This window comes from Pseudomonas sp. 3JA (genome assembly GCF_036961705.1).
In the GTDB taxonomy this organism is placed as follows: domain Bacteria; phylum Pseudomonadota; class Gammaproteobacteria; order Pseudomonadales; family Pseudomonadaceae; genus Aquipseudomonas; species Aquipseudomonas fluorescens_Q.
This window is the reverse complement of record NZ_JBAMDJ010000030.1, coordinates 64,860-89,631: the sequence shown is the minus strand read 5'-3', so window position 1 is coordinate 89,631 and position 24,772 is coordinate 64,860. Positions and strand designations below refer to the sequence as shown.

At 61.7% G+C, this 24,772-nt stretch carries 25 protein-coding genes; 11 read left to right on the top strand and 14 right to left on the bottom strand.

Annotated elements, in window-relative coordinates:
* Positions 1–116: 116 nt before the first annotated feature.
* Complete coding sequence (locus tag V7773_RS21790; protein WP_063323146.1) at positions 117–416, bottom strand: chaperone modulator CbpM; 300 nt, start codon at positions 414–416, stop codon at positions 117–119.
* A gap of 208 nt (positions 417–624) precedes the next feature.
* Entirely contained in the window at positions 625–1,566 is a 942-nt protein-coding gene (locus tag V7773_RS21785; RefSeq protein ID WP_092147016.1) for a DnaJ C-terminal domain-containing protein, read from the bottom strand.
* A 296-nt stretch (positions 1,567–1,862) separates the two neighbouring features.
* Here V7773_RS21785 and V7773_RS21780 point away from each other — a divergent pair, with 296 nt between their 5' ends.
* On the top strand, positions 1,863–3,137 hold the full coding sequence (locus V7773_RS21780; RefSeq protein ID WP_336075075.1) for an Hsp70 family protein: 1,275 nt from the start codon (positions 1,863–1,865) through the stop codon (positions 3,135–3,137).
* A 69-nt stretch (positions 3,138–3,206) separates the two neighbouring features.
* Here the strand turns inward: V7773_RS21780 and V7773_RS21775 are convergent, their stop codons facing one another.
* From V7773_RS21775 to V7773_RS21760, 4 genes are all read right to left on the bottom strand, one after another.
* Positions 3,207–4,220 (bottom strand): AI-2E family transporter, encoded by a 1,014-nt coding sequence (locus V7773_RS21775; RefSeq protein ID WP_003197331.1) that lies wholly within the window; start codon positions 4,218–4,220, stop codon positions 3,207–3,209.
* A 218-nt stretch (positions 4,221–4,438) separates the two neighbouring features.
* Complete coding sequence (locus V7773_RS21770) at positions 4,439–4,720, bottom strand: PsiF family protein (protein WP_092147012.1); 282 nt, start codon at positions 4,718–4,720, stop codon at positions 4,439–4,441.
* Between the two features lie 137 nt (positions 4,721–4,857).
* Positions 4,858–5,748 (bottom strand): esterase/lipase family protein, encoded by an 891-nt coding sequence (locus tag V7773_RS21765; RefSeq protein WP_063323150.1) that lies wholly within the window; start codon positions 5,746–5,748, stop codon positions 4,858–4,860.
* Between the two features lie 118 nt (positions 5,749–5,866).
* On the bottom strand, positions 5,867–6,505 hold the full coding sequence (locus V7773_RS21760) for an FMN-dependent NADH-azoreductase (protein WP_072340197.1): 639 nt from the start codon (positions 6,503–6,505) through the stop codon (positions 5,867–5,869).
* A gap of 136 nt (positions 6,506–6,641) precedes the next feature.
* Here V7773_RS21760 and V7773_RS21755 point away from each other — a divergent pair, with 136 nt between their 5' ends.
* Positions 6,642–7,583, top strand: coding sequence for a LysR substrate-binding domain-containing protein (locus V7773_RS21755; protein WP_092463428.1), 942 nt, complete (start codon positions 6,642–6,644; stop codon positions 7,581–7,583).
* A gap of 57 nt (positions 7,584–7,640) precedes the next feature.
* Positions 7,641–8,171 (top strand): ferritin-like domain-containing protein, encoded by a 531-nt coding sequence (locus V7773_RS21750; protein WP_003197320.1) that lies wholly within the window; start codon positions 7,641–7,643, stop codon positions 8,169–8,171.
* 106 nt (positions 8,172–8,277) lie between these two features.
* Here V7773_RS21750 and V7773_RS21745 read toward each other — a convergent pair whose 3' ends face one another.
* Positions 8,278–10,353: an AsmA family protein gene (locus V7773_RS21745; protein ID WP_336075066.1), complete on the bottom strand. Its 2,076-nt coding sequence runs from the start codon at positions 10,351–10,353 to the stop codon at positions 8,278–8,280.
* A gap of 377 nt (positions 10,354–10,730) precedes the next feature.
* On the opposite strand from V7773_RS21745, the gene V7773_RS21740 reads away from it, so the two are divergent.
* The 8 genes from V7773_RS21740 to V7773_RS21705 all read left to right on the top strand — a co-directional run bounded on the left by V7773_RS21740 (position 10,731) and on the right by V7773_RS21705 (position 16,305).
* Complete coding sequence (locus V7773_RS21740) at positions 10,731–11,156, top strand: hypothetical protein (protein ID WP_336075064.1); 426 nt, start codon at positions 10,731–10,733, stop codon at positions 11,154–11,156.
* A 157-nt stretch (positions 11,157–11,313) separates the two neighbouring features.
* Positions 11,314–11,946, top strand: a complete 633-nt coding sequence (locus V7773_RS21735; RefSeq protein ID WP_336075062.1) for a TetR family transcriptional regulator — start codon at positions 11,314–11,316, stop codon at positions 11,944–11,946.
* Between the two features lie 118 nt (positions 11,947–12,064).
* Positions 12,065–12,346, top strand: a complete 282-nt coding sequence (locus V7773_RS21730; RefSeq protein WP_336075083.1) for a DUF6124 family protein — start codon at positions 12,065–12,067, stop codon at positions 12,344–12,346.
* Between the two features lie 224 nt (positions 12,347–12,570).
* Entirely contained in the window at positions 12,571–13,071 is a 501-nt protein-coding gene (gene ureE, locus V7773_RS21725; RefSeq protein ID WP_063323158.1) for an urease accessory protein UreE, read from the top strand.
* Entirely contained in the window at positions 13,068–13,742 is a 675-nt protein-coding gene (locus V7773_RS21720) for an urease accessory protein UreF (RefSeq protein WP_092146999.1), read from the top strand. The genes ureE and V7773_RS21720 overlap by 4 nt, the downstream gene beginning before the upstream one ends.
* Before the next feature lie 9 nt (positions 13,743–13,751).
* Positions 13,752–14,366 (top strand): urease accessory protein UreG, encoded by a 615-nt coding sequence (gene ureG / locus V7773_RS21715; protein ID WP_003197309.1) that lies wholly within the window; start codon positions 13,752–13,754, stop codon positions 14,364–14,366.
* Between the two features lie 31 nt (positions 14,367–14,397).
* A complete protein-coding gene (locus V7773_RS21710; protein ID WP_063323160.1) occupies positions 14,398–14,970 on the top strand; it encodes a HupE/UreJ family protein in 573 nt (190 codons plus the stop codon).
* A gap of 201 nt (positions 14,971–15,171) precedes the next feature.
* Positions 15,172–16,305 carry an AGE family epimerase/isomerase gene (locus tag V7773_RS21705; RefSeq protein WP_092222440.1) on the top strand — a complete coding sequence of 378 codons (1,134 nt, stop codon included), beginning with the start codon at positions 15,172–15,174 and terminating at the stop codon, positions 16,303–16,305.
* 148 nt (positions 16,306–16,453) lie between these two features.
* Here V7773_RS21705 and V7773_RS21700 read toward each other — a convergent pair whose 3' ends face one another.
* From V7773_RS21700 to amaA, 7 genes are all read right to left on the bottom strand, one after another.
* Entirely contained in the window at positions 16,454–17,218 is a 765-nt protein-coding gene (locus V7773_RS21700) for an SDR family oxidoreductase (RefSeq protein WP_072340183.1), read from the bottom strand.
* A 766-nt stretch (positions 17,219–17,984) separates the two neighbouring features.
* Positions 17,985–18,701: an ABC transporter ATP-binding protein gene (locus V7773_RS21695; protein ID WP_053117959.1), complete on the bottom strand. Its 717-nt coding sequence runs from the start codon at positions 18,699–18,701 to the stop codon at positions 17,985–17,987.
* Complete coding sequence (locus V7773_RS21690) at positions 18,698–19,570, bottom strand: ABC transporter ATP-binding protein (RefSeq protein ID WP_336075054.1); 873 nt, start codon at positions 19,568–19,570, stop codon at positions 18,698–18,700. Before V7773_RS21690 ends, V7773_RS21695 begins: the two co-directional genes overlap by 4 nt.
* Positions 19,567–20,847, bottom strand: a complete 1,281-nt coding sequence (gene livM / locus V7773_RS21685) for a high-affinity branched-chain amino acid ABC transporter permease LivM (protein WP_336075051.1) — start codon at positions 20,845–20,847, stop codon at positions 19,567–19,569. Before livM ends, V7773_RS21690 begins: the two co-directional genes overlap by 4 nt.
* 2 nt (positions 20,848–20,849) lie before the next feature.
* Positions 20,850–21,764 carry an ABC transporter permease subunit gene (locus V7773_RS21680; protein ID WP_063323163.1) on the bottom strand — a complete coding sequence of 305 codons (915 nt, stop codon included), beginning with the start codon at positions 21,762–21,764 and terminating at the stop codon, positions 20,850–20,852.
* 164 nt (positions 21,765–21,928) lie between these two features.
* A complete protein-coding gene (locus tag V7773_RS21675) occupies positions 21,929–23,065 on the bottom strand; it encodes a branched-chain amino acid ABC transporter substrate-binding protein (protein ID WP_336075049.1) in 1,137 nt (378 codons plus the stop codon).
* Positions 23,066–23,435: 370 nt separating this feature from the next.
* Entirely contained in the window at positions 23,436–24,719 is a 1,284-nt protein-coding gene (gene amaA, locus V7773_RS21670) for an L-pipecolate oxidase (protein ID WP_336075048.1), read from the bottom strand.
* Positions 24,720–24,772: the final 53 nt, after the last annotated feature.

The window sequence follows — 24,772 nt, the reverse complement described above, 5'->3', positions numbered from 1 at the left end:
AAGAGAGGGCTGCTTCGCAGCCCAGCGGGAGCAAGCTCCCTCGCCACAGGATTGGTGTATGACTCAGCTTTCGTGCCTGACTCAAGTTATGCGCCTGGCCCTAGCCTCGGGCAGAGCTACTCCACCAACCGCCCCAGCCGCTGCTTGAGCATGCGGTTTTCGCTGCGCAGTTGTTGCACTTCCTCCAGCAGGTCCAGCGCCAGGGCGACGCCTTCCCATTCCAGCTCCAGCTCGCGGCGCAACTTGGCCGCGCGGCGGGCCAGGACCAGTTCGTAGTCAGTGAAACGCCAATCCGCCGGAGCCGCGCCATGGGGTTCGAGGATGCCGTGGGCGACGATTTCGATGACGTGGACATCCTGCAACGCGGCGGCCTCGCAGAACTCCGTCAGGGTCAGTTCAATGATCGGGTTGTTCATGGTCTGCTTCTCCCAATGCGTAACTGTCGAGTCTAGCCGTGACTGTGGCGAGGGAGCTTGCTCCCGCTCGGCTGCGTAGCAGTCGTAAAGACCTGCCAACTGTTTTTCCTGGCTCTGCGCGTCCAATGGTTTTGGGGCTGCTTCGCAGCCCAGCGGGAGCAAGCTCCCTCGCCACGGGTTTTGTGTTCAGCGGGTCATCAACCACAGGTCAGAAATTCTCCCGCGGATCGAACGCGGCTTTCTTCGCCAATTCTGCCCACAGTGCCTTGACCGCCTCATCGTTGGCCTTGGGCATCACGGCCTTGAGCTGCACGAACAGGTAGCCGCGCTCGCCGGCCTTGTTGCGCAGGCCATGGCCCTTGGCGCGCATGCGCTGGCCGTTCTGGCTGCCGGCCGGGACCTTGAGGTTGATCTTGCCGGTGAGGGTCGGCACCGCCACTTCGGTGCCCAGGGCCAATTCCCACGGGGCCAGCGGCAAGGTGATGATCAGGTCCTGGCCTTCGACGTCGAACTTGGGGTGCGGCGCGAAGCGAATGGTCAGGTACAGGTCACCATTGGCACCGCCACCGATACCCGGCGCGCCCTGGCCCTTGAGGCGGATGCGTTCGCCGTCCGTCACACCGGCCGGGATCTTCACGTTCAGGCTTTTGCTGGTGTTGCTCACATGCTGGCCGGCTGCGTTGTACTGCGGCACCTGGAAGCTGACTTTCTTCGACTCGCTCGACAGGGTCTCTTCCAGGAAGATCGGTAATTCCATTTCCACGTCTTGCCCTCGACGGCCGGCGCTGCGACCTGACTGCCCACCACCGAAACCCGACCCGCGATTGCCGAAGATCGAACTGAAGAAGTCCGAGAAGTCGCCGGTGTCCTGGCCACCGCCAAAACCGCCACGACTTTGCCAACCCGGCGGGCCCTGGAACGGCTGGCCGTGCTGGCCATAACGGCGCAGGTCGTCGTATTCGGCGCGCTTGTCGGCGCTTTTCAGCGCTTCATAGGCTTCGGAGACGTCCTTGAACTTGGTCTCGGCGTCTTTTTCCTTACTGACATCCGGGTGGTACTTGCGCGCCAATTTGCGATAGGCGGCCTTGATCGTGGCGTCGTCGGCCGTCGGCTCCACACCCAGAATCTTGTAATAGTCTTTGAAGTCCATTGAAGGATCACCATCCGTTATCGAATCGCACCACCACCCGCAGCATGCTCGTGATACAAGTCCTGGGGTTTGACCGATCTCAAGGTTTGTGACCGGGCGGTGCAGCAGAAGTTTATCGGCAGTCGGTGGCGGTTCTTGTGCCCGCCCTGTGGCTGCCAGGCTCATGCCAGCAAGTTTGGGGGTGTCGGGGCGTCTTTCAAGGCCAACGATTGCGAATTAGCAGATAACCGGCCTTCGAATCCGCGCCACACTGACATACACTGCGCGGCCGTTTTTTCAACTGGAACCCGAAAGACATGAAAAACGCATCCCCGGCCCGTGCCTGCGGCATCGACTTTGGCACGTCCAACTCCACTGTCGGCTGGCTGCGCCCCGGCATGGAAACGTTGATCGCGCTGGAGGACGACAAGATCACCCTGCCTTCGGTGGTCTTTTTCAATCTCGAGGAGCGCCGCCCGGTGTATGGCCGCCTGGCCCTGCACGAATACCTGGAAGGCTACGAAGGCCGGCTGATGCGCTCGCTCAAGAGCCTGCTGGGCTCCAAGCTGATCAAGCACGACACCAGCGTGTTGGGCACGGCCATGCCGTTCAAGGATCTGCTGGGGCTGTTCATCGGCCAGTTGAAGAAACGCGCCGAGGCCACCGCCGGTCGGGAGTTCGAAGAAGTGGTGCTGGGTCGCCCGGTGTTTTTCGTCGACGACGATGAAATGGCCGACCAGGAAGCGGAAAACACCCTGGTGGACGTCGCCCGCGCCATCGGCTTCAAGGAGGTTTCGTTCCAGTACGAGCCTATCGCGGCGGCATTCGACTATGAATCGACCATCGAGAAAGAAGAGCTGGTGCTGATCGTCGACATCGGCGGCGGTACCTCGGACTTCTCCCTGGTGCGCCTGTCCCCCGAGCGCCGCACCCACGACAACCGCCACGCCGACATTCTCGCCACCGGTGGCGTGCACATCGGCGGGACCGATTTCGACAAGCAACTTTCGCTAGCCGGCCTGATGCCGCTGTTCGGCTACGGCAGCCGCATGAAGAGTGGCGCCTACATGCCCACCAGTCACCACATGAACCTGGCGACCTGGCACACCATCAACGCGGTGTACTCGCAAAAATCCACCCTCGCCCTGGGCAGCATGCGCTACGACATCGAAGACACCGGCGGCATCGACCGGTTGTTCAAACTGATCGAACAGCGCGCCGGGCACTGGCTGGCGATGGAAGTGGAAGAAACCAAGATCGAGCTGACCCACGCCGACCAGCGCCATGTACCGCTGGACCGGATCGAGCCAGGCCTGAGCGTGGACCTGAGCAGGGCCTTGTTCGAGTCGGCCATCGACGGCTTGCTGGAGCGAGTGCGCGGCAGCGTCACCCAGTTGCTGGGCGATGCCAACGTGCGGGTCGATCAGGTGGACACGGTGTTCTTCACCGGCGGTTCCAGCGGCATCCCGGCGCTGCGCAACAGCGTCTCGGCGATGCTGCCCCAGGCGCGGCATGTGGAAGGCAATATCTTCGGCAGCATTGGCAGCGGGTTGGCGATCGAGGCGATGAAGCGTTACGGCACCCAGGTCTGATCCAAGTTCTGCGGAGCGTCCATCGCGAGCAGGCTCGCGATGGCGTCAGAACAAGCGACGCCTATCAGATCAAACCATCCCCACCTGCTTCAACTCACTCTTCAGATAGGCATAATAAATCGGCCCCGCCACCACCCCCGGCAGGCCGAACGCGGCTTCGAACACCAGCATCGCCATGAGCAACTCCCAGGACTTGGCGCTGATCTGCCCGCCGACAATGCGGGCGTTGAGGAAGTACTCGAGCTTGTGGATCACGATCAGGTAACCCAGCGCCGCCACCGCCACCCAGATCGACAGCGACAGGCCGACAATGGTGATCAGGGTGTTGGACATCAGGTTGCCGATGACCGGCAGCAGCCCGAGCAGGAAGGTCATCACGATCAGGGTCTTGGTCAGCGGTAGCTTGATGCCGAACAACGGCAGCACCACCGCCAGGAAAATCCCGGTGAAGAAGGTGTTGAGCAGGGAAATCTTGATCTGGGCGAAGACGATGTTGCGAAACGCCTTGACCAGCAGGTTCAGGCGATCGAACAGCGCTGCGGCCAGAGGCTTGCGCTTGGTCAGGTCGGGGATGCGCTGCAGGGCAACGATGGCGCCCAGCACCATGCCGATCAGCAGCGTCACGAACATGTGGGCTGCGTCCTTGCCCACCAGTTGCAGGTCGCTCAGGTGCTTGCTCACCCAGTCACCGATCGCTACCCGGAACTCGGCGGCGCTGGCCGGCAGGTAAGCGTCGATGAACGGCGGTAATTGCCCACGGGCACGGTCGACCACGGTCATGAACTTGTCCAGGGACGCGCCCGGGTTTTCCGCTTCATGCAACAGGAAACTGAAAGCGCCGGCGAAGATCAACGTCAGCACACTGACCACCAGCGTGCCCAGCAACGCCACCGCCAACCAGCGAGCACGGCGGCCTTCGATCAGCCGCTGCAACTGCGGGGTGAGCATGTTGACCAGTTCGAACACCAGCAGCCCGGCCAGCAGACTCGGCAACAGGCGCAGCGGCAGCACCAGCAACAGCCCACCAAAAATGATCACCCAACTGATCACCAACAACACATGACGCTGAGAAAACGTTGGCATACAGCCTCAGGACAAAACGGCGTGAAAGGATCGGCAGTCTGCCAGCCTTCCACTAGCAGCACTAGGGATTGTATCGGCCAACCTTCGTCGCAGTTCAGGGTTTTTTGCGGTGGATGTGCCGGCCCCATCGCGAGCAAGCTCGCTCCCACCCTGGACCGGGCAACACAGCCCCACCGTGGGAGCGCGCTTGCTCGCGATGGGGCTCATGGGTTCAACGCTTATTTTTTCTTCAGGCACTCACTCATGAACGCCTTGCGGGCATCGCCCTTCAATGCCTGGGTGGTGGCCGTGGCATTGCAGGTTTTCATGCGTTCCTGCGGGGTGCTCGGTGCAGCCTTGAGGCAGGTGCTCATGAACGCCTTGCGCTCGTCACCCTTGAGCGCCTTGGCGGTGGCATCGGCGTTGCAGGTGGTCATCTTGGTCTGCTGCGCCGTCTCGGCGAAGCCCTGGGAACACAGTAGCAAACCGATCATCAACAGAGGGACACGCAGCATCTTCATGGTGGTTCTCCTGGCTGCCGCACGAGGGTACGGCGATGAGGTGCAGTGTAGACAACGCCTGTTACACCTTCATCAGGTTGACCCTCAGGGCCTGATCTAGCGCTTGCTCGCGGTGAACGATAACGCGGTCCGACGGGCTACACCCCGGCAGCCTTCAACCGCTCGGCATGCTCGACAAACAACCGGATCGGCTCGGCCCCCTTGCCCACCAACCCCAGCGATTGGTTGACGATATCGAAATGGTCCAGCGGATAGTCATCGCCGATGACCGTGCCCAGGTGCGAGCTGTAGCGTCCGACCATGCCATCGCATTGCCCCGCTTCTCTGACAAAGGTGCGGGCGAATAAACGGCAAGTGCGGTTGGTGCCGTCGAACAGATTGCGCCCTCTATCGGTCTTGCCTGGCTGCAAGGTGCCGGACCACGAGTAGTAACGCACGCCATTGACCTCTTCCGGTCCATTCCCGCCCCAGGTTTGCGGCAAGCCCTGTGGATAACGTTGGTTGAACAGCGCCACCCCGGCGGTGGTCAGGGAAGCATGGGACGCCTGAATATCCACCGGTAGCTTCGGCCCGCGATAGCCGGTTTCCAGCAGGCTCATCAGGGCGTTGATCAGGCGCAGCACGGCACTGAGCACGCGCCCCTTGGCACTGTCGGCGGGGTAGTGGGCTTGCAGGTAATCCGCCAGTTCGGAGCCGTGGTTGGTGCCGGCCACCGACGTGACCGACGCCACCAGGTCCGGCCGTTTGGCCGCCGCATAGCGGGCGGTAAGGCTGCCCTGGCTGTGGCCGATCAGGTTGACTTTCTGCGCACCGGTTTGCCGCAGGATCTCCTCGATCCGCGCCAGCAATTGCTCGCCGCGCACCTCGGAAGAATGCAGCGGCGAAACCTTCACCGCCACGACCACTGCCCCGCCGCGACGCAGCGCCGAGACGATCCCATACCAGTACGAATACAACACCAGGCGTATGAACCCGAGCATGCCCGGGACCAGTACCAGCGGATAACGAGTGGCGCAGCGTTGCGACATGGCGACATCCTTGTGATCAAGAGGGGTCAGCATCGGTACTGATGATGACCAGTCTATGACACCCAGATGAATCCGTGGCGAGGGAGCTTGCTCCCGTTAGGCTACGCAGCAGCGCTTTTCAAAAAGTCCGCGCCAAGGCCAGCAAACGCTCCTCGGCCTCGGCGCAGGACAACGCAAAGCTGCGCTCGGCCGACTCCTCGCCTTCTGCCGCCACCACCGTCACATCGGTAATGCCGATAAACCCCAGGACGGTGCGCAACAGCGTGTCGGCGTGGTTCATGCTCTCCAACGGGCCGCCAGGCCCGAAACCGAAATCGCCGCGACTGGTCACGATCAGCGCTTTCTTGCCCAGCAACAGCGGCTCGTAGTGCGACACGCCATTATCCAGGCTGTGGTTGAACGTCAGCCCGATGCGCACGATCTGGTCGATCCAGGCCTTCACGCCGCCGGGCACGCTGAAGTTGTGCATGGGCGCGGAGATCACCAGTCGGTCATGGGCTTGCAACTCCTCGACCAAGGCATCGCTCAGGGCCAGGTCCGCTTGCATGATCAACGGACGGGCCTGGGGCTCGGGGTAGAACGCCGCGGCGATGAACGCTTCGTTGACCGGCGCAATCACCGTCCGTCCAACTTCTCGACGGGTCAATTGCGATTGTGGATGGGCGGCCTGCCACGCCGAAACAAAGACCTCGGCCAAGCGCCGGGAATGAGAGCGCTCGCCACGGGGACTGCCATGCACCACAAGAATATTACTCATCTGAATCTCCTTTTATGCGGCTACAATCAACACTGCTTATGCCTTGCAGCTTGAGGCTCGTTGCCGCTGACAGACAAATGAGCGTTAGTTCATCTGGATGAATTAGTTTCATCCATCGTATTTCAGGAGAATCAGGATGTTCGCCAACCTGCCGCTCAACGCCCTGCGCGCCTTCGAGGCTGCCGCGCGGCTGCTCAGTTTCAAGGCGGCTGCGGCGGAGCTGTCGGTGACGCCTACGGCGGTCTCCCATCAGATTCGATCCCTGGAGAGCTGGCTGGGGCTGGCGCTGTTCGAACGCCTGCCACGCCAGGTACGCCTCACCGACGGCGGGCAACGCTTGTTCCACAGCCTGCACGGGGCGTTGCTGGAAGTGGCCCAAAGCGTCGACACCCTGCGCCCGCAACGCAGCACCAGCCACCTGACACTGTCCACCACCGCAGCGTTTGCCGCCCTGTGGCTGGTGCCTCGCCTGGGGCGTTTTTATGCGCGTCACCCGAACATCAACGTGCGCCTGGACACCCACTGCGAAGTGATCGACCTGCACCAGGACGCCAGCGTCGACCTGGTGGTGCGCTACAGCTTGGACGCCTACCCGAACCTGTACGGCATGTGCCTGTTCGATGAAAGCTTCGGGGTCTATGGCTCGCCTGAACAGGTGGCCCTGGCGGCACGGCAGGTGCCGACGCTGATCAGCGTGCATTGGCACAATTCCAAGCTGTACGCCCACGGTTGGGATGCCTGGTGCGCCCAGGCCGGGGAAACCTGGCTTACCCGGCAGCCGTGCATGCGCGCGTACGACGAGGAGCATTACGCCTTGCAAGCGGCGATCGCCGGGCAGGGCCTGGTGCTGGCGAGCAATATCCTGGCTTCCGAAAGCATCGCCAGTGGCTTGCTGGTGGGTTATCGCCCGGACGTCCAGGTCAATGGTGCTGGCTACAGCGCCCTGTGCGTCCCGGGCCGCGAACGCCATCCCCCGGTGCGGGCGTTCTTCCAGTGGCTAGGGGAGGAAGCACGGCTGTCCGGCTATGCGCTGAAAAACTCGGTAAAACTTTTTCAGGACCGTGTCACTCAGACTTAGAGTGATCGCGCCATCAGAGCGTGACGCTCCCACCGGATCAGCCTCCAGGAGAACGAGATGAGCGACATGCACTTATCCGATGTAACGACCCTGCGCGAACGTGCACGGCAGAACGTGCAGAACGGCGCAGTGACCGAAGGTTACGGCGCCGATCGGCAGGAAGTTGTCCGCCTGCTCAACGAAGCGCTGGCCACCGAACTGGTGTGCGTGCTGCGCTATAAGCGCCACTACTTCATGGCCACCGGCCTCAAGGCCAGCGTGGCGGCCAGTGAATTCCTCGAGCACGCGAACCAGGAAGCCGAACACGCCGACAAACTCGCCGAGCGAATCGTGCAGTTGGGCGGCGAGCCGGAGTTCAACCCCGACCTGTTGACCCGCAATTCCCACGCCCAGTACGTGGCGGGCAACACCCTCAAGGAAATGGTGTACGAGGACCTGGTGGCGGAACGGATCGCCATCGACAGCTATCGGGAAATCATCCAGTACATCGGCGAAAAAGACCCGACCACCCGGCGCATCTTCGAAGACATCCTGGCCCAGGAAGAAGAGCATGCCGATGACATGGCCGATATCCTGGCCGACCTCTGATACTGATACCGCTATCGCGAGCAAGCTCGCTCCCACAGGGAGATGCGATTCCATGTGGGAGCGAGCTTGCTCGCGATGAGGCCCGTCGCCTCACCGCAAGCCTGGCTTATCGGGTGGGCTTGACCGTCACCGGCGCCTTGCCCGCCTTCATCTGCTCCAGCAGCGGCGCGCACTGGTTCGGCTCACCGCCGCTGGGCGCTACCAGCGCGAGCAAGCCGGCGGCCGGTGCAGCGATCACACCCAACGCCACCATCCCGGCGCCGCGCAGCATCAGCGGCACCGCCTTGACCCCGGCGGCGGGCTTGGCGAACGGACCCCGGACGTACAACGGCGAGCGCAGGGAAATCAGGCGCCAGCCCTTGGACTCGGGGGTGATGGTCAGGTCCAACTGTTCATTCGCCATGTTCGCCGTGCCGTCGATGTAGATGATCGCGTTCTCGGTGTCGAACACGAACAGACGCGTGGTTGCCAGGCCCGTCTTGATGTCGAAGTCCGCCGCTGCGCAGTTGATCTTCACTTCCTTGTCGCCAAAGATTTTCCCCACCACGTAGTTGCCGACGTTCAGCCCCGCCAGCTCCATCAGCTCACGACTGATGGCGCCATCGTTGATAAGCATTTTCAGCGTGCCATTGGAAGTGCCCAGCAACGCCGCCACCGAATTGCCGCGCCCGGTGATATCGGCATCGCCGTTCAATTCGCCGAAACTGGTTTTCATCGGCTCAAAACCCGGGAACAGCTGCTTGAGTTTGAAGCCGCGCGCCGTCAACTTCGCCTGGCCTTCAAGGGGCTGGGCATGGCCATTGAGGCGGATCTGCGCATCGAGGCGACCACCGGCCACACCGAAGCGCAGGGGCTCGAGGCTCAACTGCCCATCGTTGAGCACCAGATGGGTATACAGGTCGGTGAATGGCAACTGCTCGCTATGGACAATGCGCTTGCCGGTGAACTCCACATCGGCGTCCATCACGTTCCAACGCTCGGTGCGAAACTCTTCCACGGGCAAGATCTTGTCGGCTGGCTGCTTGCTGGCACCGCCACGGGCCTTTTGCTCGGTATTGGAGTCCGCACCGATCAGCGGCGCCAGGTCGCTGAACAGCAATTGGTTGGAGACCAGCGCGCCACTGAGTTTCGGCCGGGGCTGACTGGCGACATAAGCCAGGTCGCCATGGATATCGCTGTCGCCGATCTTGCCGTTGAACGCCTCATAGCGAAACAGCGCCCCACCCGGCTCATGCAGCTTGGCGATCAAGTGGCCATCAGTGGCATAGGGCGGCGAATCCGGCAGGGTCACGCCGGTCAGCGGGTAGAGATGAGCCAGGCTGTTGCCGGCCAGTTTCAGGCGCAAGTCCAGGGCCCCGAGATTCATCGGGTCGGTGAAGGTGCCGGCCAGTTCGACGCGGGTCTCGGCAATCTTCGCCTGGGCCTGGAGCGGAAAGGGTCGTGAGGCATCCTGCAGTGCCAGCAAACCACCGACCTTGCCGGAGCCGGCCAGGTTTTGCCCGTGATACTGCCCGTTGACCTTGAAGGCGAACGCGTAGTCCTGCGGTGTCGCGCCTTGGTCCTGAGCCTTTTTGGCGGCCTTGTCACCGACGATATCGCTGAACGGGATGGGTTTGCCCAACGGGTCGATCAACAGGTCGAGCCGGGTCTTGAGCGTCTGGTCGTCAAGGGTGACGTGGCCCTTGTCGAAGCCGATGGCGCCGATGTCCACCACCCAGCTGGACGGCTCGGCGTCCGGGTCTTTCGGATCGAATTGGAAGGTCCAGTTGGCGCGTCCGTCAGCCAGACGCTGCAGGTTGGCATTGGGCTCCGTCAGGTCGATGCGCGGTATCGCCACCCGCCGAGCCAGCAAGGCCAAGGGGGACACGCGCAACTCGACACGCTTGAGTGTGACCATTTGCGGGGTTTTCGACCAGTCAGGGTTGCCCAGGCTCAAATCCTCGGCCACCACATGGGGCCAGGGCAGCCAAGCACGCCAGCCCCCTTCCTCTGGCTCACGCTGCCAGGCTACCGCCAGATTGCCGTTGATGGCGAAGGGACGATGCAACTCCTCGGAAACCTTGGCATTGAGCGTGGGCTTGATGCGGTTCCAGTCGAAGAAGGCGATGACCAGGACCAGCACGGCCAGCAGGACAACAAGGCTGGCAAAGCTCCAGGCGAGGATTTTCGAGGTGCGCGTCATGCACAAGGCTCCTGATGACAAGTCAGCGTCCGCAACCGCGCCGCCGCTGGGAACACGACCTTGCAGTCGGTTCGTTATGAAGGGTTGGACTGGTAAAGCGGCCCACAGGTGCCGATGAACGGCACAAAAAAATGCAACATTCCTGACCGATCAGCCAACAAACTGTTACCGCCCTCGCACATTTACGAGGCAGTAGTGGGTACAAAATACCCACCTCGGTGCAAAACGGCACCTCGGAAACGCCCGTTCTAGAGCCTTCGCGCCGAACAATCAATTCCGTTGATTATTACCATTGTCTTTATGAACTTTTATATCGACTTATCGAGAGTAGCATTGCCCTCGTACCTACTTTATCGCCCTCCCAAGGAGCAACGACCATGAAACGCCAATTACTGATGAGCCTGTCCCTTTCACTGCTGGCCTCCACTGCCTTCGCACTGCCAGCTTCCGAACAAGCCACGCCACAGGTCAAGGACAGCCACTCTGTCTACAGCCAGACGGTTGCCGAAGGTGGCCGTGATCGCCTGGAACAAAAAGGTCTGGTTGAAGACGGCTCTTCCCGTACCAAGCTGGGTGAGACCCTCGCCGAAGACGGCTCTTCCCGTACCAAGCTGGGCGAAACCCTCGCCGAAGACGGCTCTTCCCGTACCAAGCTGGGCGAAACCCTTGCCGAAGACGGCTCTTCCCGCACCAAGCTGGGCGAAACCCTCGCCGAAGACGGCTCTTCCCGCACCAAACTGGGTGAGACCCTCGCCGAAGGCGGTGGTGACCGCGTGATCAAACGCAACGGCACAGTGAGCTGAGCCCATGGTGGCCCAGAAAAAAGCCCGATTCCTGCAATCGGGCTTTTGACTTTTCAAACCCCTCGTTTTCCCCGCCCGATCCCCCTCTACCGTTCGACGTCGACAAAGCCGATTTGCTAGAGTGCGTCGCTCCCGTGAATCAGAAGCCAGCCTTGCGATGCTGCCCCGCGCCGAACAGAAACAACAGACCCGAATTGCCCTGATGGACGCAGCCCGCCGTTTGATGGAGTGTGGCCGGGGGTTCGGCAGCCTGAGCCTGCGGGAAGTCGCCCGGACAGCAGGCATCGTGCCCACCGGGTTCTACCGGCACTTCGAGGATATGGACCAACTGGGCCTGGTACTGGTCAGCGAAGTCGGCCAGACCTTCCGCGCAACCATCCGCCTGGTACGCCACAACGAATTCGTCATGGGCGGCATTATCGACGCGTCAGTGCGGATCTTTCTCGATGTGGTGCAGGCCAACCGATCGCAGTTCCTGTTCCTGGCCCGCGAGCAATACGGCGGTTCCCTGCCGGTGCGCCAGGCCATCGCCCAACTGCGCGAAGACATCAGCTCGGACCTGGCAGCCGACCTGGCCTTGATGCCCAAGCTGCAGCACCTGGACCTGGCCGCCCTGGGCGTGATGGCTGACCTCATCGTCAAGAGCGTATTCGCCACCCTGCCGGACATCATCGACCCACCCGCCCAAGCCCTCCCCGAACATCTCACGCCCCAGGCGAAGATTACCCAGCAACTGCGGTTCATCTTCATTGGCCTCAAGCATTGGCAAGGGTTGGGCAGTACCGAATAACCCGATGTACCCACTGTGGGAGCTTGCTCGCGATAGCGGAGTCTCAGCCCCCTGATGGCTCACCTGACACACCGCCTCCCGAAGAACCGCTTGGGAGATGTGGCCATCTCTGTAGGAACTGCCGACCGCTGTGACCTTTCGGGGCTTTTCCCAACCTGACAAAAACCAACTCTTCATCGTGTCACCCCACATCGACACCGAAACCTTGCTCGCCAACGCCTCCGAAGACCTGCTGTCCATCAGCACCATCGCCGCCGACCTGGCTGACGACGTCGACGATTCACGCCGCTGCGTCGCCCTGGCGATCAGCCGGATGGCCGATGGGGTGCAGTTGTTGGTTGAGCGGGCGTTGGATCATCTGGAAACCAAGGAGATGGCGGCGCCTGGTGCCAAGGGATAGCGCTTTGTTTTGATGCAAGCTGAGCCGACGCCTTCGCGAGCAAGCCCGCTCCCACAGGTTCTTTTTGTGTCAGCCGCAAAATGGTGCGCGCCATCGCGTCACGCACCAACATGGCACGCAATCCGCCCCATCCTGAAACGCCATCCCAGCTATTTCCTACACCTCATTCGGTTGGCAAGCCCCTTGCTCTAAACACAGCACTGTTCATTGCTGGAAGCACTCCGATGCTGGTGATTCATCGCAGAATCGACACTCAACCGCGCTGGGACGCCGAGCTGCACCTGACCTTTGACGCCCGTAGCAAAAGCCGCCTGCGCTGTTTCAGTGCCGAGGGTGAAGACGTGGGGTTGTTCCTGGAACGAGGCCAACCGCCGCTGTACGACGGCGAATGCCTGCAAGCTGAAGACGGGCGCATCGTGCGCGTTTGTGCCCGCGCCGAACAATTGCTGCATGTCACCTGCGCCAACGCCTTCGAACTGACCCGCGCCGCCTACCATCTGGGCAATCGCCATGTCGCCCTGCAAGTGGGCGATGGCTGGTTGCGCCTGCTGGACGACTACGTGCTCAAGGCGATGCTCGAACAACTGGGCGCCCGCGCCGAATCCATCGAAGCCCCGTTCCAGCCGGAACACGGCGCCTATGGCGGCGGTCACCATCACTCCCGGCACGGCGACGAAGATTTCAACTACGCGCCGCGCCTGCATCAGTTCGGCGTGCGCACATGAACCCGGCCTGGGCGCTGCTGCGTCTGGCCAGCCCGCAACTGCCGATTGGTGGCTACAGCTATTCCCAGGGGCTGGAGATGGCGGTGGACAACGGCCAGGTGAAAAACCCTGACGACGCCCGTCGCTGGATCAGCGATCAACTGCTGCTGAACCTGGCGCGTTTCGAAGCGCCCTTGCTGCTGGCGCACTGCACCGCAGCCGCCGCTGACGATTGGGACGCGCTGCTGCAACGTTGCGAAGAACACCGCGCCAGCCGGGAAACCCGCGAGCTGTATCAGGAGAGCCGGCAGATGGGCTACTCGTTGCAGCAATTGCTCGCGGGCCTGCCGGAACTCGACCGCGCCGCGCGAGACTTTCTCGAACAGCGCAGCGAGCCGCACCTGGCCTTGTGCTGGGCCCTGGCCGCCCGCGCCTGGCAGATAGCCCCCCAGGACGCCCTCGCCGCCTGGCTGTGGAGCTGGCTGGAAAACCAACTGGCGGTGCTGATGAAAACCCTGCCCCTGGGCCAGCAAGCGGCCCAGCGCCTGACCAGCGAGCTGCTGCCGCTGCTGCAACAGGCCCAGCGCGACGCCTCGAACATCGACCCCGATCATTACGGCAGCGCCGCATTTGGCCTGTCCCTGGCGTGCATGGCCCATGAGCGCCAGTACAGCCGTCTGTTCCGTTCCTAGGAGACACTCATGAATACACAACCTCTGCGCGTCGGTATCGGCGGCCCGGTAGGTTCCGGCAAGACCGCCCTGACCCTGGCCCTGTGCCTGGCTCTACGTGAACGCTACAACCTGGCGGTGGTCACCAACGACATCTACACCCGCGAAGACGCCGACTTCCTGGTGCGCAACGAGGCCCTGGCGCCGGAGCGGATCATCGGCGTGGAAACCGGCGGTTGCCCGCACACGGCGATTCGCGAAGACGCGTCGATCAACCTGGAGGCGGTGGACCAGTTGAACCGGCGCTTCCCGGGCCTGGACCTGATCCTGGTTGAGTCGGGCGGCGACAACCTGTCGGCGACCTTCAGCCCGGAATTGTCGGACCTGACCATCTATGTGATCGACGTCTCGGCCGGTGACAAGCTGCCGCGCAAGGGCGGGCCGGGCATCTGCAAATCAGACCTGCTGGTGATCAATAAAATCGACCTGGCACCGCTGGTGGGTGCGTCCCTGGAAATGATGGACAGCGACACCCGGCGGATGCGCAACGGCAAGCCCTTCGTGTTCAGCAATCAGAAGACCGGCCAGGGCCTGGACGACATCATTGCCTTCATCGAGCGCCAGGGTCTGCTGACCGCCGCCTGATCTTTCCGACTGACCACAAGGAAGCTTATCCATGAACTTCAAACGCATCCTCGGTGCCCTTGCCCTGCTGCTGACCCCAGCCTTGGCCTTCGCCCATCCCGGCCATGGCGACAATGGCCTGATCGCCGGCCTCGGCCACCCCATCGGTGGGCTCGACCATTTGCTGGCGATGCTGGCGGTGGGCTTGTGGGCCGCGCAACAACAAGGTGCCGCGCGCTGGGCGCTGCCCTGCACTTTCGTCGGTACAATGCTGCTCGGTGGCCTGCTGGGCTTTGAAGGGCTGGATCTGCCAGCGCTGGAAAGCGGGATCGCCGCCTCGGTGCTCGCCCTGGGCCTGGCGGTGGCACTGGCGGTGCGTCCACCATTGAGCCTGGCAGTCGGTGCGACGGCACTGTTTGCGCTGTTCCATGGCGTGGCCCATGGCTTGGAACTGCCGGACATGTCGAGCCCGTGGGCCTATGCGGTGGGCTTTGTCGCAGCGACGGCGGCGTTGCATGGCGCCGGGTTTGCCCTGGTGCGGGTGTTGCCGCGAGCGGCGGCGCCGTTGGTTCGATTGGCTGGGGCGGCTTCGGCAGGAGCTGGGGTTTGGTTGTTGGCGGGTTGATTCTTTAGCGCCTGCCTGGCCGCTATCGCGAGCAAGCTCGCTCCCACAGCTTGATCGGGCCTCCACACTTTGATCGGTGTACACCGGCCCCTGTGGGAGCGAGCTTGCTCGCGATGACGGACTTACAAGCACCATCTCTCTGGAGTCGGTCACTCTGCTACCATGTCGCGCAATCGCCCCCAGCCGTGACGACCTCCGCCGATGCCTGATGCTTCCCGCCCCGCTCCCCAGCCTGAATTGACCGCCCTGTTCGCAACGGTGCGTCAGCATTTTCACGACGTGATCGTGCCGATGTGGCAAGGCCCGGGCTGGAATGCCGAACTGGCGTTGCCCTATGAATCCCTTGATGCCGAGCATGTGCCGCTGCCACCCCAGCGCTACCGCGCCATGGCCTGTGCGCGGCAGTTGTATGTGTTCGCCAATCTGATCGGCGAAGTGCCCCAGGCCGAGGAGCGGGCCAGTGCACTGTTCCGCTCGCTGCAGCGTCATTTCCACGATGCCGAGCATGGCGGCTGGTTCTACAGCATCGACCCGCAAGGCGCGCCGCTGGACACCGGCAAAGACCTCTACACCCACGCCTTTATCCTGTTCGCCTGCGCCCATTACTGGGGCAAGGTCCGCGAACCGCTGGTGGAGTCGGTACTCAACGCGAGCCTGGAGGTCATTGCCCGGCGCTTTGCCAGCGCAGACGGCCTCTACGAAGCCAGCCTAAAGCGCGACTGGTCAACGACCGGATCCGGCCCGTTGCAAAACCCCTTGATGCATCTGGCCGAAGCGTTCCTCGCGACCTTGTCGGTTCGCGAAGACGCCAACGTCCGCCAGGCGCTGCTGAGCCTTTGCGACGGGATGTCCAAGCATTTCATCGAGCCGCAGCAACGCGTGATGATGGAGAAGCCGCTCAGAGCTGTGGATAACTGGTTCGAACCGGGGCACCAGTTCGAATGGTATTTCCTGCTGGCTTCCTCACCCCTACTGCGTGACGGCAAGCTGCACGCGGCCCTGGAGCACAGCTTCGGCCATACCGAACAACGCGGCGTCGCCCCGGACTCCGGCGCTGTGTGTGCAACGCTGGCCTTGGGATCCCAGGCAGGCCCGCGCGATGCCACCCAACGCATCTGGGCCCAGGCGGAATACTTGCGGGCACTCACCTTGCGCCCGGGCAGCCAGGGGCTGCTGCTGCGTCAATTGCGCGCGCTGCAGCAGCATTTTCTGCATGCCAAGGGCTGGAACGAATGCCTGGACGCCGACGGCATCGTCAGCCGCCGGGACATGCCGTCCACTACGCCGTATCACCTGCTGACCTGCTATCGCGGGCTGGCCGACTACCTGGCATAACGCTGCTGTGGCTTCTGTGACTCCTGTGACTCCTGTAGCTTTTGTGGCGAGGGAGCTTGCTCCCGCTGGGCTGCGTAGCGGCCCCAAAAGCTGACGACTGCTTCGCAGCCGAACGGGAGCAAGCTCCCTCGCCACAGATGTCCACCCATCAAGCCTTGTTGCGCTCAATGGCAAACCCGGCCCAGGTCTGGCTCACCGGCATCAGCTCCAGGCTGTTGATGTTGATATGCGCTGGCGCATTGAGCACCCAGAAAATCGTATCGGCGATGTCCTGTGGCTGGATCGGCTCCGCGCCGGCGTAGGTCGCGTTGTAGCGCTCCTGGTCGCCACCGAAGCGCACCAGGGAGAACTCGCTCTCGCACAGGCCCGGCTCAATATTGCTCACCCGCACGCCCGTGCCTTGCAGGTCGCAACGCAGGTTCAGGGAGAACTGTTTGACGAACGCCTTGCTCGCGCCATACACATGGCTACCCGGGTACGGGTAGTTGCCGGCGATGGAGCCCAGGTTGACGATCCCGGCCCCACGACCGTGGGCGATCAGGCGCGGCAACAGCAGGCGAGTACTGTAGATCAGCCCTTTCACATTGGTGTCGACCATGGTGTCCCAGTCATCAAGGTCGCACTTGGGTGCAGGATCAACGCCCAGGGCCAGTCCGGCGTTGTTGATCAGCCCGCGCAATTTGGCGAAGGATGGCGGCAGGTTGGCGATGGCCTCTTCCATGGCCTTGCGATCACGCACATCCAATACCAGGCCATGGACTTCAGTCTGCTTCGACAGCTCGGCACAAAGGGCATTGAGGCGTTCTTCACGACGACCGGTCAGCACCAGTTTCCAACCGGCCTCGGCAAAACGACGGGCACAGGCTTCACCAAAACCGGACGTCGCGCCGGTAATAAACAGGGTGTCAGACATCGTGTTCTCCTTGTTTGAACTTCAACAGCCATTGAATGGAAATCGGCCCACAGCATGCCCGCCCTGGCACGGCAGGGGCAAGGCTTGCACGCGGCTTTTCCCAACGACTGCTCATAAAACAACCAATCAACGCCAGGCCTTGCCGAACAAGGGTCGCAGCCGGTTGCCCGCACCTTATCCACAGGCACGTCCACAGTAATCGGGGGCAAGTGCAAAACCCGCAAGCCGCTGTGCATAAGGCTTTGCGGGGTATTTGGAAAATTTTTTCGCTTGACCCTGCAAGTGAGGTTGTGCAGCGCAAGTTATCTGCTATAAGCCAATGCGAGATGGGCGATGGCTCCAAGCCAGTAACGACGCTGCTCAGCGCCGTCTTTCCAGAGTTTAACCACAGACTTATCCACAGGCTTGCCCAGCGACTTTCAAGCCCATTGCAGCGGTCACAAAAGTGTTGACAACAGCCATTCCCGCTTGACTGAAAACGCCTGATCAAAAAACGATCACAGCCCTGCAAGCCACGTATTCAAAGGCTTTCAGCCAGCTACTCCCACGTTACCCACAGCCAGTTCCACAGCAAACGGGGACAAGTCAAAACCGTGGCAAAACAACTATTTGCGGCGACTTTATGTCGCGGTTTCGCAAGGGCTAAGGATTGTTGTCCACAATTCTCCCAAGCGACCAAAACCCGCTCCCACAGGGAATGAGTGGTGCATTCGAGGAATAAAAAAACCGGCGATCACTCGCCGGTTTTTTCATTGCAACAACCGCCTCAATGACCGCCCAGGTACGCGTTACGCACCTCTTCGTTGGCGAGCAATTCCTTGCCGGTGCCGGTCAGGCGAATTTCACCGTTGACCATCACATAGGCCCGGTCCGACAGCTTGAGGGCGTGGTTGGCGTTCTGCTCCACCAGGAAGATGGTCATCCCCGTGGATGCCAGCTCACGCAGGGTGGCGAAGATCTGCTTCACCACAATGGGTGCCAGCCCCAGGCTCGGCTCATCGAGCAGCAACAACTTTGGCCGGCTCATCAATGCCCGGGCGATGGCGAGCATTTGCTGCTCGCCGCCGGACATGGTCATGGCCCGCTGGTTGCGCCGCTCCTTGAGTCGCGGGAACAGCTCGAACATGCGTTGCATGTCTTCGCTGGCGTATTTGTCACCGATAGGAATGGTACCCATCAGCAGGTTTTCCTCGACGGTCATGTCGGGGAATACCCGCCGCCCTTCCGGCGACTGCGCGATGCCGTTGGACGCGATGTAGTGCGACGACTTGTGGGTGATGTCCACGCCTTGGTAAATGATCTGCCCACCGGCGGCACGCGGCTGGCCGAAGATCGACATCAAAAGCGTGGACTTGCCGGCCCCGTTGGAGCCGATCAGGCTCACGGTCTCGCCTTCGCCAATGTGCATCGAGACTTTCTTCAGGGCCTGGATCGGCCCGTAGAACACGTCCAATTCCTTGAGTTCGAGGATAGGTCCACTCATACCAGTTCCTCTTCGTCGGCACCCAGGTAGGCCGCGATCACCTTCGGATCGTTGCGAATCGCCTCGGGACCGCCCTCGGCGATCACGTTGCCGTGGTCCAGCACCACGATGTGATCGGAAATGCTCATTACCATGCCCATGTCGTGTTCGATCAGCACCACGGTCAGATCATGCTCGTCGCGCAGCAGCCGGATCATCGCGCTCAGCGCTTCGGTTTCCTGAGGGTTGAGGCCGGCGGCCGGTTCGTCGAGGCAGATGATCTGCGGGCGTGTGCACATGGCCCGGGCGATTTCCAGGCGCCGTTGCTGACCGTAGGAAAGCTCGCCCGCCAGACGGTTGGCGCAATCCACCAGGTCCACCACTTCCAGCCAATAGAACGCATGATCCAAGGCGTCGCTTTCGGCCTTGCGGTAGCCCTTGGTGTTGAGGATGCCTGCCACCATGCTGCGGTTGACCCACATGTGCTGGGCCACCAGCAGGTTTTCCAGCACCGACATTTCCTTGAACAGGCGAATGTTCTGGAAAGTACGCGCCAGGCCGGCGCGGTTCACCAAGTGGGTGCCGCCGAACATCTTGTAGTACAGCCGGCTGGCGAAGGACTTCGGCGACACGAAATCAGTCGGGCGAAACGCCTCGCCCAACAGCTTGATGACGTTGGTTTGCTCGCCACGCACATTGAGCTCGATCTGGCCGCCCGAAGCCTTGTAGAAACCGGTCAGGCAGTTGAACACCGTGGTTTTGCCCGCGCCATTGGGACCGATCAGGGCAAAGATCGAGTTGCGTTTGACTTGCAGGCTGACATCGCTGAGGGCCTTGATGCCACCGAACTGCATCATCAGGTTTTCAACTTTGAGTACGACTTCGCTCATGGCGCAACCCCCTTGCGCGGCGTCACGCCGGTTCGGCTGATACGGATCAGGCCGCGAGGACGCCAGATCATCATCAACACCATCAGTACGCCGAACAGCAACACCCGGTATTCGGAGAAGCTGCGCAGCAGCTCCGGCGCCACGGTGAGCACGAATGCCGCGATCACCACGCCGACCGTCGAGCCCATGCCACCGAGCACCACGATGGCCAGGATCAGCGCCGATTCGAAGAAGGTGAACGAAGACGGGTTGACGAAGCCTTGGTAACTGGCAAAGAACACCCCGGCCAGGCCAGCCGTGGACGCACCGATAGTGAACGCCGAGAGCTTGACCAGCACATGGTTCAGGCCCATGGAGCGGCAGGCGATTTCATCCTCGCGCAGGGCTTCCCAGGCACGACCGACCGGCATGCGGGTCAGGCGATGCTTGACGTAGAGCACCAGCAGTACCGTGATGAACAACACGATGTAGATAAACAGAAACTTGAAGTTGGGGTTGTAATCGATGCCGAAGAACTCGTGGAACGGAATCCCACCGTCCCTCGCCTGCTTGCGGAACTCCAATCCCATGAAGGTCGGCCACGGCACCTGCATGCCATTCGGCCCACCGGTGAACGACAGCCAGTTGTTGAGCACCAGGCGAATGATCTCGCCAAAGCCCAGGGTCACGATGGCCAGGTAGTCACCGTGCATTCGCAACACCGGGAATCCCAATATGCACCCCGCCATCGCCGCCGCGATGGCCGCCAGCGGCAGTACCGTCCAGAAGCCCAGCCCCAGGTATTGGTAGCCCAGCGCCAGGCCATAGGCGCCGATGGCGTAGAACGCCACATAGCCGAGGTCGAGCAGCCCCGCCAGGCCGACCACGATGTTCAGGCCCAGGCCCAACAGCACATAAATCAGCCCGAGGATGACCACCGTGAGCACGTATTTGTTGGCGAAGAACGGGAACACGATGGCAATCACGATCAGTGCCGGGATGATCCAGCGCAGGCGCGACTTGTAGTCCGGTGGCAGCACATGCACGCCGGAACCGGTGCTCTCGAAACCCTGGAGAATCTTCAGTCCCTTGGGAGTTTGCAGGAACAGGCTCAAGGCAAAGCGCCCGATCATCACGATCGCCACCAGCCAGCCGACGCGGGCCGGTTGCAAGTTGAAGCTGTAGCCGTCGAGCACCACGCCGACGATCGGCCCGAACACGATCAGCGAGATCAGGCCGGCCAGGATCGCGTCGATGACGCTCTGTTTGATATCAAGCGGTTTATTGGCAGCAGACATACTTATACCTTCGCCACGAGTGGGCGACCCAACAGGCCTTGGGGACGGAAAATCAGAATCAGCACCAGCAGCGAGAAACTGAACACGTCTTTGTAGTCGGAGTTGATCAGACCGGAGAACAGCGACTCGGAAATCCCGAGGATGATCCCGCCGAGCATGGCCCCAGGCAGGGAGCCGATGCCGCCGAGTACCGCAGCGGTGAACGCCTTGATGCCGATGATGAAGCCGGCATAGAAGTCGAATGTGCCATAGTTCATGGTGATCAGCACGCCGGCCAGGGCCGCCATGGCCGCGCCGATGATGAAGACGTAGGAAATCACCCGATCGGTGTTGATCCCCAGGATCGAGGCCATCTTGCGGTCTTGCTGGGTGGCGCGGCACATGCGCCCGAGCTTGGTGTACTTGATGATGTAGGTCAGCACCGCCATCCCGGCGAATGCGGCGATCAGGATGAAGATCTTGGTGTAGGTAAGCTGGACGAAACCGCTGCCGATGTCGAGGCGCATGGCGCCTTCAAGCAGCGTCGGGACACCCTGTTGACGGGCACCCTGGCTGATCTGTGCGTAGTTCTGCAGGATCAGCGAAATACCGATGGCACTGATCAGCGGTGCCAGCCGGGTTGAGTTGCGCAGGGGTTTATAGGCGACGCGTTCGATGACCCAGCCGTAGACCCCGGTGACCACCACCGTGAACACGAGCGTGCCAAGGATCATGAGTGGAAAGGATTCGATACCGAAGTAAGCCAGCAGAGCCAGACTGATTGCCGCGAGGTAAGCGGAAATCATGTAAACCTCGCCGTGGGCGAAGTTGATCATGCCGATGATGCCGTAGACCATTGTGTAGCCGATGGCGATCAGACCATAGACCGACCCGAGGGTCAGGCCATTGATCAGTTGCTGCAGGAAAATACCATCCATAACGCAATCTCACGCAGTGAGAACCTGCACACCTTTGGGTGCGCGGTTCTTCTAAGGAAAATACAGATTAACGTCGGAGCAATGTCAGGCACGACCTGCACGCGCCCTTTGGAAACCGGGGTTTGCCCGGCCCCCAAAGGAGGCGTTGACGGTCGCGTCAGCCCTTACTTCTGTTTTTCCAGCTGGTGGTATTTGCCGTCCTTGTCCCACTGATAGACCACGTAGTCGGAGACTTTCAAGTCGCCCTTGGTGTCCCATTCCTTCTTGCCCATCACGGTCTGGACGGGGTTGGCCTTGAGCCACTTGGCCGCGTCTTCGCCCTTATTGGACTTGGCGCCGTTGAAACCGGCGGCCAGGGCCTGGACCGAAGCGTAGGCGTACAGGGTGTAGCCTTCAGGCTCGGTGCCGTTCTTGCGGAACTCGTCAACCACGGCCTTGCTGTCTGGCAGCAGGCGCGGGTCGGCGCCAAAGGTCATGTACACACCATCGACGTATTGCGCGCCGCCGGCGGTGGTGACCAGTTCGTCGGTCACGATGCCATCGTCGGACATGAACTTCACGTCCTTGAGCCCTTGCTCACGCAACTGGCGAACCAACGGGCCGGCTTCCGGGTGCAGGCCACCGAAATAGACCACGTCGGCACCGGCCGCACGGATCTTGGTGACCACGGCGCTGAAGTCTTTCTCGCCGCGGGTCAGGCCTTCGTACAGCACTTCCTTCACGCCGCGCTTGGCCAGTTGTGCCTTGGTGGCATCCGCCAGGCCTTGGCCGTAGGTGTCCTTGTCGTGCAGCACGGCCACTTTCTTGCCCTTGAGCACGTCGACGATGTAGTCACCTGCCACGATGCCCTGCTGGTCGTCACGACCGCACATGCGGAACATGGCGCTCAGGCCGCGCTCGGTGACCTGGGGGTTGGTGGAGCCCGGGGTGATGGCGATGATGCCAGCTTCGTCGTAGACCTCGGAGGCCGGGATGGTGTTGGACGAGCAGAAGTGCCCGACCACGCCGATCACCTTGTCCTGGTCGACCAGGCGGTTGGCCACGGCCACGGCCTGCTTGGGTTCGCAGGCGTCGTCGCCCGCGACCAGTACGATTTTCTCGCCGTTGACGCCGCCAGCCTTGTTGATGGCATCGGCTGCCGCCTGGGCACCCTTCATGTACTGCTCGCCAAATGCAGCGTTGGCGCCGGTCATCGGCCCCGCCACACCAAATTTCACATCAGCTTGAGCAAACGCAGAAACACCCAGCGCAGCTGCCACTGCGAGGGCCAGGAAACCTTTCTTGTAAAACGTCTGGGACATGAGGTGGTGCTCCAAGGTTTTTTTTAGTTGGCACTGCGACTTCATTTCACTGAAAAGCTCAGAGCAAGGGCCGTGCCATCGGTTTTTTATTCTGAAAAAAGTCGCTGCTTTATTGTTATTTCGACTGTTTCGAGCCCTTTTTCATAGGGCGTGCAACCGTCTAAACCGCACGAGGTGCAACCTTTTATTTAAATGAGTGAAACCCTCTGTGAGCCATCATTGCAACCATCGCACGAAACAGCGTGCAACCGCTGTGTAACAACCCACGTCACCGAACTGCACACTGTCGGTGCACGATTGCTACAACCCGCACCATAACAGGCTAGACGCTACGCCGGAAAACGCGGGTTCCAGCAACAATTTTCAACACTCAAATGACGATCCGCAGGCACTGGCCCGCGTGATACAGCGAAAAGCCCGCTTCATACAGGCAACTGCGCAACCCCACCCCGGCCAATGGCTGCATGGGGGCGAACGGGATCGGCAGGGCCTGGGCGTTACCGTGACACAGGTAATCGGCGAACGCCTTGCCGACCACCGTGCCGGTGGTCACGCCCCGACCGTTGTAGCCGGTAACGGCCACCAGCCCGGGAGCCGGTTCGAACAGGCGCATCAAGTGATCGGGGGTAAAAGCAATGCAACCGGTCCAGGTGCACTCCCACTCCACCGACTTGAGGTAAGGAAAATAGTGCTGCTGCACCCGATCGGCCCAAGCCTTGAGGAACCAGGTCGGCTTGCGGTTGCCGTTGCCCAGGCTGCCCAGCAGCAAACGGCCGTCCTTGTCCCGGCGGATGCTGCTCAACACCTGGCGGGTATCCCACGAGCCCTGCCCGCCCGGCAGAATACGTCGGGCGGCCTCGTCGGTCAGCGGGACCGAGGCGACCTGATAGTAATAACCGGGGAAGAAATTGCGCCGCAGCTCGGTCCAGTCGCCCTCGGTGTAGGCGTTGGAGGCGATCACCACCTGCTCGGCCAGCACCGCCCCCTGGGCAGTCTGCACCGACCAGCGCTGGCCTTGGCGTTCCAGGTGCGTCACCGGCGAGTGGTCGAACAACTGACCGCCAAGGTCCGTGGCGGCCTTGGCCAACCCGCTGGTGTAGGCCATCGGGTTGAGCGTACCGGCACGACGGTCGAGCAGCGCCGCGGCGATTTTCGACGTGCCGGTGGCATCGACACAGGCCTGGCCGGTGAGCAATTCCACCGAGGCACCGCGGCGCTTCCATTGCTCTTCACGACTGCGCAGGTCGGCCTCGCCCCGGGCGTTATGGGCCATGTGCAAGGTGCCTTCGCGGCGCAGTTGGCAATCGATGTTGTATTTATCGATGAGGCTGAACACCAGGGCCGGTGCGGCCCCCAGCATGCGGTTGAGCTGGCTGCCCACCGCCTCGCCGAACCCGGCCTCGATGTCATCCGGCGGGATCCATAGGCCGGCGTTGACCAACCCGACGTTACGCCCCGATCCGCCGTGCCCGGCCCGATGGGCTTCCAGCACAACCACGCGCTTGCCTTGTTCGAGCAAATGCACCGCCGCCGATAACCCGGTAAAACCCGCGCCGATCACGCAGACGTCGGCCGTGACTTCACCGGTGAGCCCGCTGTTTTCAGGCCTTTGCGGCGTCAGTTTTTCCCATAGACATTCTTCGCGTAACGGCATTGCCAGCTCCTGGTCAGGAGCAGCTGCGAGCTTCAAGCCTCAAGCTGCAAGCA

Coding starts and splice junctions, on each gene's coding strand:
- V7773_RS21695 (WP_053117959.1), bottom strand. CDS start 18,701: ATGAGTGGACCTATCCTCGAACTCAAGGAATTGGACGTGTTCTACGGG.
- V7773_RS21705 (WP_092222440.1), top strand. CDS start 15,172: ATGCCTGATGCTTCCCGCCCCGCTCCCCAGCCTGAATTGACCGCCCTG.
- V7773_RS21740 (WP_336075064.1), top strand. CDS start 10,731: ATGAAACGCCAATTACTGATGAGCCTGTCCCTTTCACTGCTGGCCTCC.
- V7773_RS21790 (WP_063323146.1), bottom strand. CDS start 416: ATGAACAACCCGATCATTGAACTGACCCTGACGGAGTTCTGCGAGGCC.
- V7773_RS21785 (WP_092147016.1), bottom strand. CDS start 1,566: ATGGACTTCAAAGACTATTACAAGATTCTGGGTGTGGAGCCGACGGCC.
- V7773_RS21680 (WP_063323163.1), bottom strand. CDS start 21,764: ATGGATGGTATTTTCCTGCAGCAACTGATCAATGGCCTGACCCTCGGG.
- V7773_RS21780 (WP_336075075.1), top strand. CDS start 1,863: ATGAAAAACGCATCCCCGGCCCGTGCCTGCGGCATCGACTTTGGCACG.
- ureE (WP_063323158.1), top strand. CDS start 12,571: ATGCTGGTGATTCATCGCAGAATCGACACTCAACCGCGCTGGGACGCC.
- V7773_RS21690 (WP_336075054.1), bottom strand. CDS start 19,570: ATGAGCGAAGTCGTACTCAAAGTTGAAAACCTGATGATGCAGTTCGGT.
- V7773_RS21775 (WP_003197331.1), bottom strand. CDS start 4,220: ATGCCAACGTTTTCTCAGCGTCATGTGTTGTTGGTGATCAGTTGGGTG.
- amaA (WP_336075048.1), bottom strand. CDS start 24,719: ATGCCGTTACGCGAAGAATGTCTATGGGAAAAACTGACGCCGCAAAGG.
- V7773_RS21745 (WP_336075066.1), bottom strand. CDS start 10,353: ATGACGCGCACCTCGAAAATCCTCGCCTGGAGCTTTGCCAGCCTTGTT.
- livM (WP_336075051.1), bottom strand. CDS start 20,847: ATGTCTGCTGCCAATAAACCGCTTGATATCAAACAGAGCGTCATCGAC.
- ureG (WP_003197309.1), top strand. CDS start 13,752: ATGAATACACAACCTCTGCGCGTCGGTATCGGCGGCCCGGTAGGTTCC.
- V7773_RS21700 (WP_072340183.1), bottom strand. CDS start 17,218: ATGTCTGACACCCTGTTTATTACCGGCGCGACGTCCGGTTTTGGTGAA.
- V7773_RS21710 (WP_063323160.1), top strand. CDS start 14,398: ATGAACTTCAAACGCATCCTCGGTGCCCTTGCCCTGCTGCTGACCCCA.
- V7773_RS21765 (WP_063323150.1), bottom strand. CDS start 5,748: ATGTCGCAACGCTGCGCCACTCGTTATCCGCTGGTACTGGTCCCGGGC.
- V7773_RS21760 (WP_072340197.1), bottom strand. CDS start 6,505: ATGAGTAATATTCTTGTGGTGCATGGCAGTCCCCGTGGCGAGCGCTCT.
- V7773_RS21720 (WP_092146999.1), top strand. CDS start 13,068: ATGAACCCGGCCTGGGCGCTGCTGCGTCTGGCCAGCCCGCAACTGCCG.
- V7773_RS21675 (WP_336075049.1), bottom strand. CDS start 23,065: ATGTCCCAGACGTTTTACAAGAAAGGTTTCCTGGCCCTCGCAGTGGCA.
- V7773_RS21750 (WP_003197320.1), top strand. CDS start 7,641: ATGAGCGACATGCACTTATCCGATGTAACGACCCTGCGCGAACGTGCA.
- V7773_RS21735 (WP_336075062.1), top strand. CDS start 11,314: ATGCTGCCCCGCGCCGAACAGAAACAACAGACCCGAATTGCCCTGATG.
- V7773_RS21770 (WP_092147012.1), bottom strand. CDS start 4,720: ATGAAGATGCTGCGTGTCCCTCTGTTGATGATCGGTTTGCTACTGTGT.
- V7773_RS21755 (WP_092463428.1), top strand. CDS start 6,642: ATGTTCGCCAACCTGCCGCTCAACGCCCTGCGCGCCTTCGAGGCTGCC.